General features: G+C 70.4%; 16 protein-coding genes. 7 read left to right on the top strand and 9 right to left on the bottom strand.

Annotation, left to right across the window (positions count from 1 at the left end):
- The 3 genes from uppS to ACTWQJ_RS04465 form a co-directional block, all read left to right on the top strand.
- Nucleotides 1–658 (top strand): polyprenyl diphosphate synthase (gene uppS, locus ACTWQJ_RS04475; protein WP_443305285.1); only part of this gene is annotated, 658 nt, incomplete at its 5' end.
- 31 nt (nucleotides 659–689) lie between these two features.
- Nucleotides 690–1,220, top strand: coding sequence for a YcxB family protein (locus ACTWQJ_RS04470; RefSeq protein ID WP_443305284.1), 531 nt, complete (start codon nucleotides 690–692; stop codon nucleotides 1,218–1,220).
- Nucleotides 1,217–1,579: a hypothetical protein gene (locus ACTWQJ_RS04465; RefSeq protein ID WP_443305283.1), complete on the top strand. Its 363-nt coding sequence runs from the start codon at nucleotides 1,217–1,219 to the stop codon at nucleotides 1,577–1,579. The genes ACTWQJ_RS04470 and ACTWQJ_RS04465 overlap by 4 nt, the downstream gene beginning before the upstream one ends.
- Nucleotides 1,580–1,598: 19 nt before the next feature.
- Here ACTWQJ_RS04465 and ACTWQJ_RS04460 read toward each other — a convergent pair whose 3' ends face one another.
- From ACTWQJ_RS04460 to ACTWQJ_RS04445, 4 genes are read right to left on the bottom strand one after another with little or no spacing between them, the layout of a single operon-like run.
- Nucleotides 1,599–2,018: a Fur family transcriptional regulator gene (locus ACTWQJ_RS04460; RefSeq protein ID WP_129801865.1), complete on the bottom strand. Its 420-nt coding sequence runs from the start codon at nucleotides 2,016–2,018 to the stop codon at nucleotides 1,599–1,601.
- A gap of 58 nt (nucleotides 2,019–2,076) precedes the next feature.
- A complete protein-coding gene (locus tag ACTWQJ_RS04455; protein ID WP_443305282.1) occupies nucleotides 2,077–2,979 on the bottom strand; it encodes a metal ABC transporter permease in 903 nt (300 codons plus the stop codon).
- On the bottom strand, nucleotides 2,979–3,755 hold the full coding sequence (locus ACTWQJ_RS04450) for a metal ABC transporter ATP-binding protein (protein ID WP_443305281.1): 777 nt from the start codon (nucleotides 3,753–3,755) through the stop codon (nucleotides 2,979–2,981). Before ACTWQJ_RS04450 ends, ACTWQJ_RS04455 begins: the two co-directional genes overlap by 1 nt.
- Nucleotides 3,756–3,772: 17 nt before the next feature.
- Nucleotides 3,773–4,732 carry a zinc ABC transporter substrate-binding protein gene (locus tag ACTWQJ_RS04445; protein ID WP_443305288.1) on the bottom strand — a complete coding sequence of 320 codons (960 nt, stop codon included), beginning with the start codon at nucleotides 4,730–4,732 and terminating at the stop codon, nucleotides 3,773–3,775.
- A gap of 194 nt (nucleotides 4,733–4,926) precedes the next feature.
- Here ACTWQJ_RS04445 and ACTWQJ_RS04440 point away from each other — a divergent pair, with 194 nt between their 5' ends.
- The 3 genes from ACTWQJ_RS04440 (at nucleotide 4,927) to ACTWQJ_RS04430 (ending at nucleotide 8,097) form a co-directional block, all read left to right on the top strand.
- Nucleotides 4,927–6,309 carry a glycine--tRNA ligase gene (locus ACTWQJ_RS04440; RefSeq protein WP_443305280.1) on the top strand — a complete coding sequence of 461 codons (1,383 nt, stop codon included), beginning with the start codon at nucleotides 4,927–4,929 and terminating at the stop codon, nucleotides 6,307–6,309.
- Between the two features lie 169 nt (nucleotides 6,310–6,478).
- Nucleotides 6,479–7,483 (top strand): aldo/keto reductase, encoded by a 1,005-nt coding sequence (locus ACTWQJ_RS04435; RefSeq protein WP_443305279.1) that lies wholly within the window; start codon nucleotides 6,479–6,481, stop codon nucleotides 7,481–7,483.
- A gap of 26 nt (nucleotides 7,484–7,509) precedes the next feature.
- On the top strand, nucleotides 7,510–8,097 hold the full coding sequence (locus tag ACTWQJ_RS04430; protein ID WP_443305278.1) for a TetR family transcriptional regulator: 588 nt from the start codon (nucleotides 7,510–7,512) through the stop codon (nucleotides 8,095–8,097).
- Here ACTWQJ_RS04430 and ACTWQJ_RS04425 read toward each other — a convergent pair.
- Nucleotides 8,086–8,292, bottom strand: a complete 207-nt coding sequence (locus ACTWQJ_RS04425; RefSeq protein WP_409472223.1) for a hypothetical protein — start codon at nucleotides 8,290–8,292, stop codon at nucleotides 8,086–8,088. The two genes, ACTWQJ_RS04430 and ACTWQJ_RS04425, sit on opposite strands and share 12 nt — an antisense overlap.
- A gap of 156 nt (nucleotides 8,293–8,448) precedes the next feature.
- The gene (locus ACTWQJ_RS04420; protein ID WP_443305277.1) at nucleotides 8,449–9,906 is read right to left on the bottom strand and encodes an MFS transporter; all 1,458 of its coding nucleotides are present in this window, start codon (nucleotides 9,904–9,906) and stop codon (nucleotides 8,449–8,451) included.
- Between the two features lie 78 nt (nucleotides 9,907–9,984).
- Here ACTWQJ_RS04420 and dusB point away from each other — a divergent pair, with 78 nt between their 5' ends.
- A complete protein-coding gene (gene dusB / locus ACTWQJ_RS04415; RefSeq protein WP_443305276.1) occupies nucleotides 9,985–11,115 on the top strand; it encodes a tRNA dihydrouridine synthase DusB in 1,131 nt (376 codons plus the stop codon).
- Here dusB and ACTWQJ_RS04410 read toward each other — a convergent pair whose 3' ends face one another.
- The 3 genes from ACTWQJ_RS04410 to ACTWQJ_RS04400 all read right to left on the bottom strand — a co-directional run bounded on the left by ACTWQJ_RS04410 (nucleotide 11,116) and on the right by ACTWQJ_RS04400 (nucleotide 16,349).
- Nucleotides 11,116–12,858, bottom strand: coding sequence for a CDP-alcohol phosphatidyltransferase (locus tag ACTWQJ_RS04410; RefSeq protein WP_443305275.1), 1,743 nt, complete (start codon nucleotides 12,856–12,858; stop codon nucleotides 11,116–11,118). It lies immediately after the preceding gene.
- 123 nt (nucleotides 12,859–12,981) lie between these two features.
- Entirely contained in the window at nucleotides 12,982–14,919 is a 1,938-nt protein-coding gene (locus ACTWQJ_RS04405; RefSeq protein WP_443305274.1) for an amylo-alpha-1,6-glucosidase, read from the bottom strand.
- A complete protein-coding gene (locus ACTWQJ_RS04400) occupies nucleotides 14,916–16,349 on the bottom strand; it encodes an MGH1-like glycoside hydrolase domain-containing protein (RefSeq protein ID WP_443305273.1) in 1,434 nt (477 codons plus the stop codon). The genes ACTWQJ_RS04405 and ACTWQJ_RS04400 overlap by 4 nt, the downstream gene beginning before the upstream one ends.
- Nucleotides 16,350–16,379 lie beyond the last annotated feature (30 nt).

Below are 16,379 nucleotides of genomic sequence, written 5' to 3'. Positions count from 1 at the left end.
GGTCGGGGCCGAGCGGGTGCTGGACGTGCTCCAGGGCGCGATCGAGATGGGCGTCGGGGCGATCTCGCTGTACGCCTTCTCCACCGAGAACTGGAAGCGGTCACCGGACGAGGTGCGCTTCCTGATGAACTTCAACCGGGACTTCATCCGTAAGACGCGGGACACGCTCGACGAGCTGGGTGTGCGGGTGCGGTGGGTCGGGCGGATGCCGAAGCTGTGGAAGTCGGTGGCGAAGGAGCTCCAGGTCGCCCAGGAGCAGACGAAGGGCAACGACCGGCTGACGCTGTACTTCTGCATGAACTACGGTGGGCGCGCGGAGATCGCGGATGCGGCGCAGGCGCTCGCGGAGGATGTGAAGGCCGGGCGGCTCGATCCGTCGAAGGTGAGCGAGAAGACCTTCGCGAAGTACCTGTACTACCCGGACATGCCGGATGTGGATCTGTTCCTGCGGCCGAGCGGAGAGCAGCGTACGTCCAACTATCTGCTGTGGCAGAGCGCCTACGCCGAGATGGTCTTCCAGGACGTCCTGTGGCCGGACTTCGACCGCCGTGACCTGTGGCGGGCGTGTCTCGAATTCGCCTCCCGCGACCGGCGGTTCGGTGGGGCGATTCCGAACGAGGAGCTTCTCGCCATGGAGGGCAAGCAGCCTGACAGCTGACGCCGGGACGCGGGACGTTAGGGTTCCGCCCATGGTTCACCAGGGGCGGGACATCATTCAGGACAGTGGCACCGACGCAGTCGAGCTGGCCTTCCGGCCGACACGCGCCGACATTCTCCGGGGCATCCAGGTCCGTGACCGCATTCGGCGGCTGGCGCCGGTGCGGTGGGCGGTCGCGGTGCTGTTCGCTGTATTCGGCGTGTTCCTCGCCTTCGGAGGGGCGGATGCGGCGCCGGGGGTCGCGCTTTCGCTGCTGACCGCGGTCCTGATCTGGGGCACGCCCCGCATTCAGGCCAACCATGTGTTCCGGACCGTCTCGTGGCAGGGCGAGTATCGGGCCACGGTGTCCGATGCCGGGATCACGGTCGAGACCGAGCACACCACGCTGACGCAGCGCTGGTCGCTGTTCCGTGGTTACCGCGAGACTCGTGATCATCTGGTGCTGCTCAGCCGCGACCCGAACATCCTGATCCTGGAGGTCGCGCCCAAACGCGGTCTGCGCACCGAGGAGGACGTGCAGCGCCTGCGGGCCCTGCTCGACCGTCACCTGTCCCGCGTATGACGGCCGCCCGTGTCGTCCGCGGGTGCGCGGCGGCGGCCGTCTTCGCCTTCGCGGGGCTCGTCGTGTTCTTCGGCTTCGGCAGTACGGCGGAAATGGAGTCGTTCCCGGGGCTGCGGGAGAACCTGGCGCCGGTCGTCGTGTACCTGCTGGTGTTCGCGGCGCTGCTCGCCGTCGGCGGACTGGCGCTGGCCGGGCGACGTTCCTATGCGGGGTGGGGGGCCGTCGTCGTCCTCGGTGTGCTCATGGCGGTGCGGATCTGGACGCTCGCGCCGATGCTGCACTGCTGGTCCTACGACAGCGTGGGGCGGAACGACGACGGCTCCTACTCCTGCGTGAACCGCGGCGACATGCTGCCCTGAACCTGCCGTCGCCGCGGCCTCAGCCGCCGCAGGCCGCCGCGCACTCCGCGCACGTGCCGAAGATTTCCACCGTGTGGGCCACGTTGACGTAGCCGTGTTCCGCGGCGATGGCCTCTGCCCATGTCTCGACCGCCGGGCCCTCGACCTCGACGGCCTTGCCGCAGGTGCGGCAGACGAGGTGGTGGTGGTGGTCGCCGGTGGAGCAGCGGCGGTAGACGGACTCGCCGTCGGAGGTGCGCAGGACGTCGACCTCGCCGGCCTCGGCGAGGGACTGCAAGGTGCGGTAGACCGTGGTCAGGCCGACGGCGTCGCCCTTGTGCTTGAGCATGTCGTGCAGTTCCTGCGCGCTGCGGAACTCCTCGACCTCTTCCAAGGCTGCCGCCACGGCGGCGCGCTGCCGAGTGGCGCGGCCCTTCACGGGCGGTCCAGCGGTCGTCACCGGTTGCCTCCTTGCGTTGCGTCTGCCGGGCCATTGTGCCAGCCCGGACTGTGCGTGGTCAGACGCTGATCTCGTCCTGCGCACCCCTGCTGGCCGGAATTGCACACTCCGCCGGGTCCCCGGAGGGGTGTGCGGCGGCCAGCGCCCGCGCGCGGCGCCGGGCGAGCGGAGTGGCCAGGGCGGTCAGCACGATGAACGCGCCGATCGTCAGCAGCACGATGGTCGCGCCGGGCGGAACGTCCTGGTAGTACGAGGTGATCGTGCCGCCGATGGTCACGCCGACCCCGATGGCGACCGCGATCGCGAACGTGGCCGCGAAGCTGCGGCTGAGCTGCTGGGCGGCGGCCACCGGGACCACCATCAGCGCCGAGACGAGGAGCAGACCGACCACCCGCATCGCCACGGTGACCGTCACCGCCGCGGTGATGGCCGTGAGCAGGTTCAGCGCCCGCACCGGCAGGCCCGTCACCCGGGCGAACTCCTCGTCCTGGCTGACCGCGAAGAGCTGCCGGCGCAGCCCCAGGGTGACCAGCACGACGAACGCGGCGAGGATGCAGATCGCCGTGACGTCCGACTCGCTCACCGTCGACAGGGATCCGAAGAGGTACGACGTGAGGTTGGCGTTGGAGCCGGTCGGCGCGAGGTTGATGAACATCACGCCGCCGGCCATACCGCCGTAGAAGAGCATCGCGAGGGCGATGTCGCCGCGGGTCTTGCCGTACCAGCGGATCAGCTCCATCAGGACGGCGCCGAGGATGGACACCAGGGTCGCCATCCACACCGGCGACCAGGAGAGCAGGAAGCCGAGGCCGACGCCGGTCATCGCGACGTGGCCGATGCCGTCGCCCATCAGGGCCTGGCGGCGCTGTACGAGGTAGATGCCGATCGCGGGGGCGGTGATGCCGACGAGGACGGCGGCGAGCAGGGCCCGCTGCATGAAGGCGTAGTTCAGGAATTCCATCAGCTCAGCAGTCCCGTGCGCATCGGTTCGGCGTCGTGCGCCGCGTGCGGGTGGACGTGGTCGTGGCCGGGCAGCGCGTGCTGGCCGACCGCCTTCGGGGGCGGTCCGTCGTGCAGGACGCAGCCGTCGCGCAGGACGACCGCCCGTTGGATCAGGGGCTCCAGGGGGCCGAGTTCATGCATGACCACCAGGACCGTCGTACCGTCCGCGACCTGCTCCCGCAGCGTCCGCGCGAGCACCTCCTGGCTGTCCAGGTCGACGCCGGCCATCGGCTCGTCCATGATCAGCAGCTCGGGTTCGGAGGCGAGGGCGCGGGCGATCAGGACGCGCTGGTGCTGGCCGCCGGAGAGGGCGCCCACGGAGTCCTTCGCCCGGTCCGCCATGCCGACCAGCTCCAGGGCGCGGTGTACGGCCGCGTGGTCCGCCTTGCGCAGCACACCGAAGCGGGCCCGGGACAGCCGCCCGGAGGACACCACCTCCGTCACCGTGGCGGGCACGCCGCCCGCGGCCGTGGTGCGTTGCGGGACGTAGCCCACCCGCGCCCAGTCGCGGAACCGGCGCTGCGGGGTCCCGAACAGCTCGATCCGGCCGGCGCTCACCGGCACCTGCCCGATGAGGCTGCGTACCGCCGTCGACTTGCCGGAGCCGTTCGCGCCGAGCAGCGCGACGACCTCACCGTGGCGCACGGTGAGGTCGATGCCGCGTAGGACGGGGCGCGAGCCGAGGTCGGCGCGTATGCCGCGCATCGATATGACGGGCTCTCCCGTGGCGCCCATGGCGTCCTCCGTAACGATCACTTGGTTCCCAGGGCCTTTTCCAGCGCCGCGAGGTTGGCTTCCATGACCTGGAAGTAGTCGTCGCCCTTGGACTTGTCGGTGATGCCCTCGAGCGGGTCGAGGACGTCCGTCTTGAGGCCCGCGTCCTGGGCGAGGGTCTTCGCGGTCTTGTCGCTGACCAGTGTCTCGTAGAAGACGGTGGTCACGCCGTCGGCCTTGGCCTCCTCCTGGAGCTCCTTGATCCGGGCCGGGCTGGGCTCGCTCTCCGGGTCGAGGCCGGAGATGGCCTCCTGGGTCAGGCCGTAGCGCTCGGCGAGGTAGCCGAAGGCCGCGTGGTTGGTGAAGAAGACCTTCGTCTTGCTGTTCTTCAGGCCGTCCGCGAACTCGGTGTTGAGCGCGTCCAGCTTCTTGACCAGGTCCTCGGTGTTCTTCCGGTAGTCGGCCGCGTTGTCCGGGTCGGCCTTCTCGAAGGCCTTGCCGACGCCCTCGGCGACCTCGGCGTACTTCACCGGGTCGAGCCAGACGTGCGGGTCGAGGGCGTGCTCCTCCTCGGAGGGCTGCTCCTCGCCCTCGTGCTCGTGGCTGTCCTCGAGGTTGCCGTGGTCCTCGAGCTCGGTCAGCGTGGCCGCGTCGATCTTGGTCTTGACGCCGGACTGGTCGACGGCCTCGTCGACGGCCGGCTGCAGGGTCTTGAGGTAGAGCACCGCGTCCGCCTCGCCGAGCTCGGCGGTCTGCTTGGTGCTGAGCTCCAGGTCGTGGGGCTCCTGGCCGGGCTCGGTGAGGGTGGTGACGTTCACATGGTCCCCGCCGATCTGCTCGGCGAGGAACTGCATCGGGTAGAACGAGGCGACGACGTCGAACTTGTCCGAGTTGCCCGCCGCGGAGCTGTCGTCAGAGCATGCGGAGAGGGTTCCGAGACCGAGCGCGGTGGCTGCCGCGATCGCGATCCCGGATATCTGAGGTCGTCGTACGTTCATGACAGTCATTTTCACCAATTATGGAAACGATTGTCAACAAGCGCCTGGTGAGGCCCGGGTAAGCCCCTGGTAAGGGGTGAGGTACGCCCGGAGGCCGGACCGATTTGATTGAGGGGGACTCCCCGCCGGTAACCTGAAGCATTCGCTCTGAAGCATCTCGCTTCGTCGCCCGTCGTCGTAATGAAGAGAGCACCGTGGCCGCCGACAAGATCGACACCATCGTCAGCCTGAGCAAGCGCCGTGGCTTCGTTTTCCCGTGCAGTGAGATCTACGGCGGTCAGCGCGCCGCCTGGGACTACGGGCCGCTGGGTGTCGAGCTCAAGGAGAACCTCAAGCGTCAGTGGTGGCGCTACATGGTGACGTCGCGTGAGGACGTCGTCGGTATCGACTCGTCCGTGATCCTCGCCCCCGAGGTCTGGATCGCCTCCGGTCACGTCGCCACCTTCACCGATCCGCTGACCGAGTGCACCTCCTGCCACAAGCGGTTCCGCGCGGACCACCTGGAGGAGGCCTACGAGGCCAAGAAGGGTCACCTCCCGGAGAACGGCCTCGCCGACATCAACTGCCCCAACTGTGGCAACAAGGGCCAGTTCACCGAGCCCAAGCAGTTCTCGGGTCTGCTGTCCACCCACCTCGGCCCGACCCAGGACAGCGGCTCCATCGCGTACCTGCGCCCCGAGACCGCGCAGGGCATCTTCACCAACTTCGCCCAGGTGCAGACCACCTCGCGCCGCAAGCCGCCGTTCGGCATCGCCCAGATGGGCAAGTCGTTCCGCAACGAGATCACGCCGGGCAACTTCATCTTCCGCACCCGCGAGTTCGAGCAGATGGAGATGGAGTTCTTCGTCAAGCCCGGCGAGGACGAGAAGTGGCACGAGTACTGGATGGAGCAGCGCTGGAACTGGTACACCGGCCTGGGTCTCCGTGAGGAGAACATGCGCTGGTACGAGCACCCCAAGGAGAAGCTCTCCCACTACTCCAAGCGCACCGCCGACATCGAGTACCGCTTCAACTTCGGCGGCAACGAGTGGGGCGAGCTCGAGGGTGTCGCCAACCGCACCGACTACGACCTCGGCGCCCACTCCAAGGCCTCCGGCCAGGACCTGTCCTACTTCGACCAGGAGGCCGGCGAGCGCTGGACGCCGTTCGTCATCGAGCCCGCGGCCGGTGTCGGCCGTGCGATGCTGGCCTTCCTGCTCGACGCCTACATCGAGGACGAGGCCCCCAACGCCAAGGGCAAGATGGAGAAGCGCACGGTGCTGCGCCTCGACCACCGGCTCGCGCCGGTGAAGGTCGCGGTGCTCCCGCTGTCCCGGAACCCGGAGCTGTCCCCGAAGGCCAAGGGCCTCGCCCAGGCACTGCGCCAGAACTGGAACATCGAGTTCGACGACGCCGGCGCCATCGGCCGCCGCTACCGCCGCCAGGACGAGATCGGCACGCCGTACTGCGTGACGGTCGACTTCGACACCCTGGAGGACAACGCGGTGACGGTGCGTGAGCGCGACACGATGAAGCAGGAGCGTGTGTCGCTGGACCAGATCGAGGGTTACCTGGCCGGCCGCCTGATCGGCGCCTGACCTCTCCGAAGTCCGCAAACGCCGGACGGGCTGAGTTTTCTCAGCCCGTCCGGCGTTTTTACGTGGGGCCGCCGCCCCCGGTGGTGACAACTGACAGCTGACAGATATTGAAATCTGTCAGCTGTCATGCGAGAGTGGAGGCATCCCGGAACAAGCCCAAGGAGTTCTCATGCGAACCCGCCCCCTCGGAACCACCGGCCCCCAGGTCTCCGCCCTCGGCCTCGGCTGCATGGGCATGTCCGCGCTGTACGGCGACGCGGACCGGGCCGAGTCCATCGCCACCATTCACGCCGCCCTGGAAGCGGGCATCACCCTGCTCGACACCGGCGACTTCTACGGCATGGGCCACAACGAGCTGCTCATCGGCGAGGCCCTGCGCACCGCCCCCGCCGCGCACCGCGAACAGGCGCAGATCAGCGTCAAGTTCGGCGCGCTGCGCGACCCGGACGGCGGATGGAGCGGCTACGACGGGCGCCCGGCCGCCGTGAAGAACTTCGCCGCGTACTCGCTCCAGCGCCTCGGCGTCGACCACATCGACGTCTACCGGATCGCCCGGATCGACCCCGGCGTACCGATCGAGGAGACGGTCGGCGCGATCGCCGAGCTCGTCGAGAAGGGGTACGTCCGGCACATCGGCCTGAGCGAGGTCGGCGCCGAGACGATCCGCCGGGCCGCCGCCACCGCCCCCATCTGCGACCTGCAGATCGAGTACTCGCTGATCTCGCGCGGCATCGAGGACGAGATCCTGCCGGCCACGCGGGAACTGGGTATCGGCATCACGGCGTACGGAGTCCTCTCCCGCGGTCTGATCTCCGGTCACTTCACCCGTGACCGGCAGCTCGCGGCGAACGACTTCCGGGCGCTCTCGCCGCGCTTCCAGGGCGAGAACCTCCAGCACAACCTGAACCTCGTCGAGGCGCTGCGCAAGATCGCCGAGCAGAAGGGTGTGAGCGTCGCGCAGATCGCCATCGCCTGGGTGCTCGCCCGCGGTGAGGACATCGTGCCCCTGGTCGGCGCCCGCCGCCGGGACCGGCTGACCGAGGCGCTGGGCGCGCTGGACGTGACGCTGGACGAAGCCGACCTGCGGGCGATCGAGGAGGCCGTCCCCGCCGACGCGGCGGCCGGCGAGCGCTACCCGACGCCGCAGATGGCACACCTCGACAGCGAACGCTGATCCGGGAGACAGGTACGGTCGACCTCATGCCTGCGACCAGCCAGACCCTGACAGCCGAGCGCATCCTCGAGGCGACCGAGGAGGTGCTGCGCCGCCACGGACCGGCCAAGGCCACCGTGGTGGACGTGGCCCGCGCGCTCGGCGTCAGCCACGGCAGCGTCTACCGGCACTTCCGCACCAAGGCGGCGCTGCGGGAGGCGGTGACGAAGCGGTGGCTGGACCGCACGTCCGAGGCGTTGGCCGGCATCGTCGCCGAGGAGCGCGACCCGGAGGCCCGGCTGCGCGACTGGCTCCGGGCGCTCTTCGACGCCAAGCGCCGCAAGGCGGGCGACGACCCGGAGTTGTTCGCCACGTACATGGTGCTGACGGGCGAGAGCGGCGAGGCGGTCCCCGAGCACATCGCCGACCTCACCGCCCAGCTGACCAGGATCATCGAGGCCGGCGTCGAGGCGGGCGTCTTCGTCACCGCCGACCCGGCGAGGACGGCCCGCGGGGTGTTCCAGGCCAGCGGGCGCTTCCACGACCCCTGCTATGCGCCGGAGTGGGCGCAGCCGGGGATCGAGGAGGACTTCGACGCGGTGGTGGATCTGCTGGTGCGAGGGCTACGCGGCTGACGGGTCCACCGTCGCCTGGTGGGCCTCGGCGAGATGCTCCTCCGCCTTCAGCCAGGGCAGAAACTGCGCGCCCCGCCGCCAGCCGCAGGTGTCGCACCTGATCGTGCGTTGCACGCCGGTGCGCTGGACCCGTACGACATGCTCGCGTCCGTGCTGATCCCAGCGGCTGACCTTGCTCGTGTCGATCTGCGGCATGACGCCTCCAGCGTCCCCGTCCGGCTGTCTCTTCGGGCAGCAAGGAGTGTGCAGCAGGATCAACATCAACAGGGGTCACTTCACGGCGAGTTGTCCAACCTGTGGCCGGGCGTCGCCGGATTCGGCCGATCGAGCGCGAGGAAACGCAGGCCCTGGCTAGGAACGTTCCCCCGCCCCCACCACCTGCCGAACCTCCTCTTCCTCCAGCCGCTCAGCCGTCCGCTCAGCCGTCCCCCGAGCCCACCGCCCGCTGCTCAGCGCACCGAACACCAGCACGGAAACCCCGCACCCCACGAGAATCCACCACCCCGGCCGGGCGGCCGGCACAAACGCGTCCGCGTACGACGACGCCCCGATCCCCGACGCCAGGACCGCGCCCACCACGGCAACACCCAGCGTCTGCCCGAGCTGCCGACTGGTGGAGGCGACGGCCGCTGCAACCCCCGCCTGTGCCCGCGGCATCCCGGACACCGCCGTGTTGGTGATCGGTGCGTTCACGAAGCCGAAGCCGACACCGAACAGCAGGTACCCGAGGAAGAGCGTGACGTTCGACGTCTCCCCCTCGAACGCCGCGAACAGCAGCGGACTCGCGGTCATCGCGATGCCCGCGATCAGCAACGGCAGCCGCGGCCCCACGCTCGCCAGCAGCCGCCCGGCCAACGGGGCGCACACCAGCGTCGGCGCGGCCATCGGCAGCATCCACAGTCCGGCGTGCAGCGCGTCCAGGCCGCGCACGTTCTGCAGATACAGCGTCGACAGGAACAGGAACCCGCCCAGCGACGCGAACGCACTGATGGCGATCACTGTGGCCCCGCTGAAGGGCGCCGACCGGAAGAAACGCAGGTCGACCAGCGGCTCCGCCCGGCGTGGCTCGTACGAGAGCAGGCCGATCAGTGCGATGACCGCGACCGCCGCGAACGGCAGTACTGTCGCGAGCCCCGCGTTCGGCGCCTCGATGATCGCGTACGTCAGGGAGCCGAACAGCGCGATCACCAGCAGCTGGCCGACCGGATCGGGCCGCCGGGCCTTCGGGGCGCGGGATTCGGGGACGTACCGCAGCGTCAGCAGCAGCGCAGCGAGGCCCACCGGCAGGTTGATCCAGAAGATCGCCCGCCAGTCCACCGCCTCCACCAGCAGCCCGCCCACCAGCGGTCCCGCCGCCATCGAGATTCCGACGACCCCACCCCACGCCCCGATCGCGCGGGCGCGCTCGCGCGGGTCGGTGAAGGTGTTGGTGATGATCGACATGGCGACGGGGTTGAGCATGGAGCCGCCCACCGCCTGGACCATGCGGAAGATCACCAGTGCGTCCAGGTTGGGTGCGACGGAGCACAGGGCCGAGCCGATCGTGAAGACGATCAGGCCCGCGATGAAGACCCGCTTGCGGCCGATCCGGTCGGCGGTGGAGCCCGCGAGCATCAGCAGCGAGGCGAGGACGAGCGTGTACGCGTCTATCGTCCACTGCAGGCCCGAGGTGCTGGCGTGCAGGTCGTCCTGCATGGAGGGCAGGGCGACGTTCAGCACCGTGTTGTCGAGACTCACGATCAGCAGGCTCATACAGCAGATCGCGAGGACCAGCAGGCGGCGGCGTTGGCTGAGCTCGGGCTCGGGCATACGCCTCATCCTACGCCGATTTCGATAGTGCGACTAACTAATGAATTTTACAAACGCATTGCACGGCACAATGGAGAGATGTCCACGCCCCTGCAGATCGGCCCGCACACCGTCCAGCCGCCTGTCGTCCTGGCCCCCATGGCCGGGATCACCAACGCGCCCTTCCGCACCCTGTGCCGGGAGTTCAGCGGCGGCAAGGGCCTGTTCGTGAGCGAGATGATCACCACCCGGGCGCTGGTCGAGCGCAACGAGAAGACCATGCAGCTGATCCACTTCGACGCGACCGAGCGGCCGCGTTCGATCCAGCTGTACGGCGTGGACCCGGCGACCGTCGGCAAGGCCGTCCGCATGATCGCGGAGGAGGACCTCGCCGACCACATCGACCTGAACTTCGGCTGCCCGGTCCCCAAGGTGACGCGCAAGGGCGGCGGTTCCGCCCTGCCGTACAAGCGCAACCTGCTCCGCGCCATCCTGCGCGAGGCCGTCAGCGGGGCCGGCGATCTGCCGGTGACGATGAAGATGCGCAAGGGCATCGACGACGACCACATCACCTACCTCGACGCCGGCCGTATCGCCGTCGAGGAGGGCGTCACCGCCATCGCCCTGCACGGCCGTACCGCTTCCCAGCACTACGGCGGCACCGCCGACTGGGACGCCATCGCCCGGCTGAAGGAGCATGTGCCGGAGATCCCCGTGCTGGGCAACGGCGACATCTGGTCGGCCGAGGACGCGCTGCGGATGGTGCGGGAGACCGGGTGCGACGGGGTCGTGGTGGGGCGTGGGTGCCTGGGGCGGCCGTGGCTCTTCGCCGACCTGGTCGCCGCCTTCGAGGGACGGGCCGACTTCCGTAAGCCCACCTTGCGCGAGGTCGCCGACGTCATGGTCCGGCACGCCACCCTGCTCGGCGAGTGGATCGGCGACGAGTCGCGTGGTGTCATCGACTTCCGTAAGCACGTCGCCTGGTATCTCAAGGGCTTCGCGGTCGGCTCGGAGATGCGCAAGCGACTCGCGATCACCTCTTCCCTGGAGGAACTCCGCTCCGGGCTGGACGAGTTGGACCTCGACCAGCCCTGGCCCACCGGCGCCGACGGCCCGCGCGGCCGTACGTCCGGCAACAACCGGGTGGTGCTCCCGGACGGCTGGCTGAAGGACCCGTACGACTGTGCGGGGATCAGCGAGGACGCGGAGCTGGACACCTCCGGCGGCTGATCACCCGCTGGGCTTGGAGCCGTATGCCGTCAGGAACCGGTCCCGGAAGTCGCTCATCTTCCACACCGGCGCGTCCTGGTCCGGCTTGAGGCCGTCCGTCCAGCCCCAGCCGGAGATCTTGTCGAGCACCTTCGGGTCCTTGGCGACGATCGTGATCGGCACGTCCCGGCTGGCGCGCTGGCCGCTGACCCGGGCGATGGGCTGGTGGTCGCCGAGGAAGACCAGGACGGTGTCCTCGGTGCCGTAGCGCTCCAGCCACTGGGTGAGGCTGGTGAGCGAGTAGGCGACGGACTTGCCGTACTCCTCCTTGGACCGGTTCGAGTCGGCGATCACCTCGGAGGGGTCGGTGCCCGCCTTCTCGATGCCGTCGAAGACCGAGCCGTCGCCCAGCTCGTCCCAGCCGACCATCTTCGGAATCGGCGCCCACGGCTGGTGACTGGACGTCAGGATGATCTCCGCCATCAGCGGCTGGTCGCGCTTCTTGCCGTGCTCCAGTCGCTGGAACGCCTCCAGCGCGTACTGGTCCGGCATGGTCGACCAGCTGAACTTCGGCCCCTTGTAGCCGAGATGGAAGGCGTCGTAGACATTGTCCAGCCCGTAGAACTTCGCCTCCGGCCAGCCCTTCTGCACACCCGGCACCACACCGACGGTCCGCCAGTCGCCGGTCTTCTGGAAGGCCTTGGTGAGGGTGAGGTGGTCGCCGGAGGTGACGGTGCGGAAGCGCTGCTGGCTGCTGATCCACAGGCCCGACAGGAACGTGGAGTGCCCCAGCCAGCTGCTGCCCCCGTAGGTCGCCGAGGTCAGCCAGCCGCTCTTCGCGGCGTACCCCGCCTCGGTCAGCGCCTTGTCGCCGGTGTCCAGGGACTTCAGCACGCCGGGCGAGATCAGCGGGTCCTCGAGCGCGCTGCGGCCGTAGCTCTCGATGAACGTGAAGAGGACGTCCTTGCCGCGCAGGTCCGGCACCAGCTGGTCGCCGGGCGTGCTGCCGAAGACGTCCTCCTTCGCCTCCCGCTCGAACGCCGCCTCGTCGCGCAGCGTGGTCTGCACCCGCCGCGCCTGGATCTCCAGCAGCGCCGCCGCATGGTCGGAGGCGATCGGCAGCCCGGCGAACTGCACGCCGAGCGCATACGCCAGCGTCCATACGACGGCGGCGGCGAGCGTCGAGCGGACGGCGACGGTGCGATGCCGGACGAGCAGGTTGCTCAGCCGGACCGTCGCCAGCGTCATGACCGCGAACAGCAGCACGGCGAGCACGATCGCCCCGATGGCCAGCCCGGTCGCGCCCGCCCCGCCCACGGTGTCCTTCATGTAGGACTGGGCGTCGTCGAGCAGACCCCAGTCGAGGACCAGGTTGAAGCCGCGGCCGAGGTATTCGTTGAAGCCCATGTCGAGCAGGTTGAGCACGGTCAGCGCGGCGAGCCCGACCCCGGCGACGATCGCCGCCACCAGCCGGGGACGGCGGGGCAGCACGAGCAGCACCGCGGCACCGATGATCGCCTCCACCGGGATCCGCACGAACTTGCCCCACGCGAGGGCGGCGAGGGTGTTCGGCACGAGCAGCGCGAACAGGACCAAGGTGACGGAGAGGGCGGTCGCGGTCCAGCGCAGGGCGCGGGCGGCGGTGGGGTGGGCGGCGCGCCAGCGGGCCAGGCGGCCTTCGGGGGCGGCGGGTTCCGCGGTCTGATCCGAGGGCTGCGGGGCGTCGTCGGTCGTGTGTTGCGGTTGACGCGTGAAGACAGCCACCCGAGGGTCCCTCCGTACGAAAGCACTGTGAAGCGGCGGACCCGGCGTGGGGGAACGGGTCCGCCGCAGTGTCGTACGGCTGGACCCCGGACTCCGTTCACCCGTTCCGTCAGGAACCTGCGGTTACGCGCCCCCGACCGCCGTCAGCAGCGCCAGCGGCGCCGCCGCCGAGCGGGACTCCCGTTCGCAGGCGTGCGGGTACGGCACCGGCTCGGCATGCGTGTCCCGGCCGTACCCGGCGAGCACCTCCGGCAGCCGGTGCCCGGTCGCGGTCGCCGCGTCGACCAGGGCGTGGGCGACGGTGCGGGCCTCGTCGTGCAGGCCGTAGCGGGCCAGACCCAGCGTGATCAGCGCGTTGTCGTGCGGCCAGACCGAACCGCGGTGGTACGACAGCGGGTGGTACGCCGGCTGCCCGGCCGCCAGCGTGCGCACCCCCCAGCCCGAGAAGAAGTCGGGTTCGAGGAGCCGCCGGCCGACGAGCTCGCCGTACTCCTTGTCCAGCAGCCCCGACCAGAGCAGATGCCCGGCGTCCGACGCCAGCGCGTCCACCTGGCGCCCGTCGCCGTCGAGCGCGAGCGCCGGGAAGGAGCGGGCCGGCATCCAGAAGTCCCGCTGGAAACGGTCCCGCAGATCACCGGCCGCCTGCTCCAGCAGCGCCGCGTACGTCTCGTCGCGCCACACCGCGCGGGCCAGCCACGCCGTGCGGCGCAGCGCGTCGTACGCGTAGCCCTGCGCGCCCGCCGCCATCACCGGCCCGGTCGGCCGGGTGCCGTCGGCGCAGCAGATCGCGCCGGGGGAGTCCTTCCAGTTCTGGTTGGCCAGGCCGCCCTGGTCGGCGCGGTAGACGAGATAGCCGCGCGAGGTCAGCCCGCCGTGGTCCAGCATCCAGCCGACCGCCGCGCGGGCGTGCTGCTCCAGCCGGCGGGCCGGCCCGGTGTCCCCGGTCTGCTCGACGTATGCCCCGAGCAGGACGAGGAACAGCGGGGTCGCGTCCACCGAGCCGTAGTAACGCCCGTACGGCACCTGCCCGAAGTGGGCCAGCTCGCCGCCCCGCACCTCGTGCACGATCTTGCCGGGCTGGGCGACCGACTCGGCGTTCGTCCCGGTCGCCTGGGTCGCGGCCAGCGCCGGGAGCGTGGCGGCGGCGAGCTGGGGCCGGTACGGGAGGGCGAACAGGGAGGTGAGCAGGGCGTCGCGGCCGAGCAGGGTCAGGAACCAGGGCGCCCCTGCGGCCGGGACGCGCAGCTCCTCGCCGTCCGGTCCGGTGGCCGGCACCTGCAACGCGGCCAGGTCGGCGAGGCCGCGCGCACAGGCCGCCGCCAGTTCCGGCCAGCCGGTCGGGAAGGCGATGCCCTCGACGAACCTGCCCTCCTTGTCGAGGAGTTGCTCGGTGACGGCGGCGGGGGAGCGCGGTACGCGCAGCGCACGCTTCTCGCCGTGCGGGCGCGCCACGACCCGTAGGGTCAGCTCCGCCGTGCCGTGCGGTTCTAGCTCGAGGGTCCAGACCAGGCGGCGCGCGCCGGTGCCGGTCTCCTCGACGGCGTCCGGCGGGGGCTCGGCCGTCACCGTCGTACAGGAACGCCACTCGCCGCGCTGGTAGGTGAACTCCACGCCGTCGTCGAGGACCTGGCGGGAGCGCAGGGCGCCGGGCTTGGTGTAGGTGCGGTGGTCCGAGCGCAGTTCGAACTGGTCGGTGAAGTCGGCGTCGGCGGTGATGGCGAGGCGGATCGTGGTCGGCACCGGGCGGTTGCTGGTGACGCGCAGCGACTCGACGAACGAGCTGTCCCCGACGGCCTGTTCACGGAAGAGCGCGTACGCGGCCGGCTCCTGGCGGCCGCCCCGCGGGACCAGCACACAGCGCGTGGTGTCCCCGCCGGTCACGGGGCTCAGCGCCTCCGGCACGGCGCCGTCGACCGTGAGCTGCCAGCGGCTGAGGTGCCGGCCGTCGCGCACGAACAGCCCGTCCGGGGAGCTGCCGCCCCGCACACCACTGATGTCCCCGCTGTCGCCCACGGCGGCGAACGTCCCGCCGTGCACGAGCAGATGATGCCGGTTCGTCATCCCAGGTCCCCTCCCTTGGCTTCGTTGGTTGCGTCGGCCACCTTGGCTTCCAGCAGGTCGAGTGTGAGCGCGGCGGTCCAGCTGAAGCCGGTGGCCCCGCAGGCCGCGCCGGTGTACGGGTCCACGTACTCCGCGAACCCGGATGTGTCGGCGGTGTCGAGCATCGCCTCGCGCAGCGCGCCGGCCCGCTCCGTCTCGCCGTGCACCCTCAGGCCCCGATCCAGCAGCCAGTTCGTGTTGAACCAGGCCGGGCCGCGCCAGTACCGGTGCGGATCGAAGGCCTCGCCGAGCAGGTCGTAGCTCGGCACGAGCGGGGTGCCGGCGCCGAAGTGCGGGCCGGCGAGCGTGCGCACGAGGGCGGCGACGATGTGGCGGGGGAGGGTGGGCAGGAGGAGGGGGACGAGGCCGGAGACGCTGCGTTCGGGGATCAGGTCGCCGCTGCGGGCGTCCTGGCCGTTTCGGATGTCCCGGCCGCTTCGGACGTCCCGGCAGAAGAACATCCCCTCCGCCGGATCCCACAGCCGGTCGATGAGAACGCCCGTCAGGCGCTCCGCGCGGGCCTGCCGGGCCGTGCCTGTCGCGCCCAGCTCGCGGGCGATCCGGGCCAGCGCGTGCTCGGAGGCGATCAGCAGCGCGTTGAACGCCGGGTCCTCCACGGCGAACGCGCTGTCCCCGTCGGCGTAACCCCGGTCCCGGTAGTCCGTCGCCAGCCGCACATACCGCCCGTAGTCGAGGTCCGTCGGCCGGTCCTCGGGCGCGCCGTGGGTGAGGTCGGCGCGGCGGAAGGAGCGGGCCGGGGCCGGGGTGACACGGGCGAGCGGGGCGTCCCAGCAGGGGCTGTTGTCCATCCCCTGCTCCCACGGGTGCACGACCGACGCGAGCCCGCCCCCGCCCAGGTCACGCCGGTGCAGCAGATAGCGGTGCCAGGCCGCCAGCCGCGGATACACGCCGGCGAGGAAGCCGCGCGCCCGCGACAGGCCCGGGTCGGCGCAGTGCACCAGCCAGGCCGCCAGCGCGTGCACCGGTGGCTGCACGATGCCGGAGGTCTGTACGGTGCGCGGGGCACCCGCAGCGCGTCCCGCGGTCGAGGAGCGCCAGAAGTCGGGGCTCGGGAAGTACGCGTCCAGCGGCACGGAGGGGTTGAAGACGATGTGCGGGATCCGCCCGTCGCCCCACTGCGCGGCCAGCAGCGTCTCCAGCTCCGTCTGGGCCCGTAACGGCGACAGATGCCGGAGCCCGATCGCGATGAACCCCGAGTCCCAGGACCACTGGTGCGGGTACAGGCCGCGCGAGGGCACCGTCGACGTTCCGGTCCAGTTGCCCTCCAGGACGCGTGCGGCCCTGAGATGCGGCGAATCCGGTGCCGGGCCCGGATCGTATACAACCTCCCGCGCGGCGGGACGGAATGTGAGCTGGGCAGTGCGATCCACTCGGGGCTCCCCGAAAGACGTCCAGGCGAC

It is taken from the genome of Streptomyces sp. KR55, assembly GCF_052245645.1.
Taxonomy (GTDB): Bacteria; Actinomycetota; Actinomycetes; order Streptomycetales; family Streptomycetaceae; genus Streptomyces; species Streptomyces flavusporus.
This window is presented reverse-complemented; position numbering and strand designations above follow the sequence as displayed.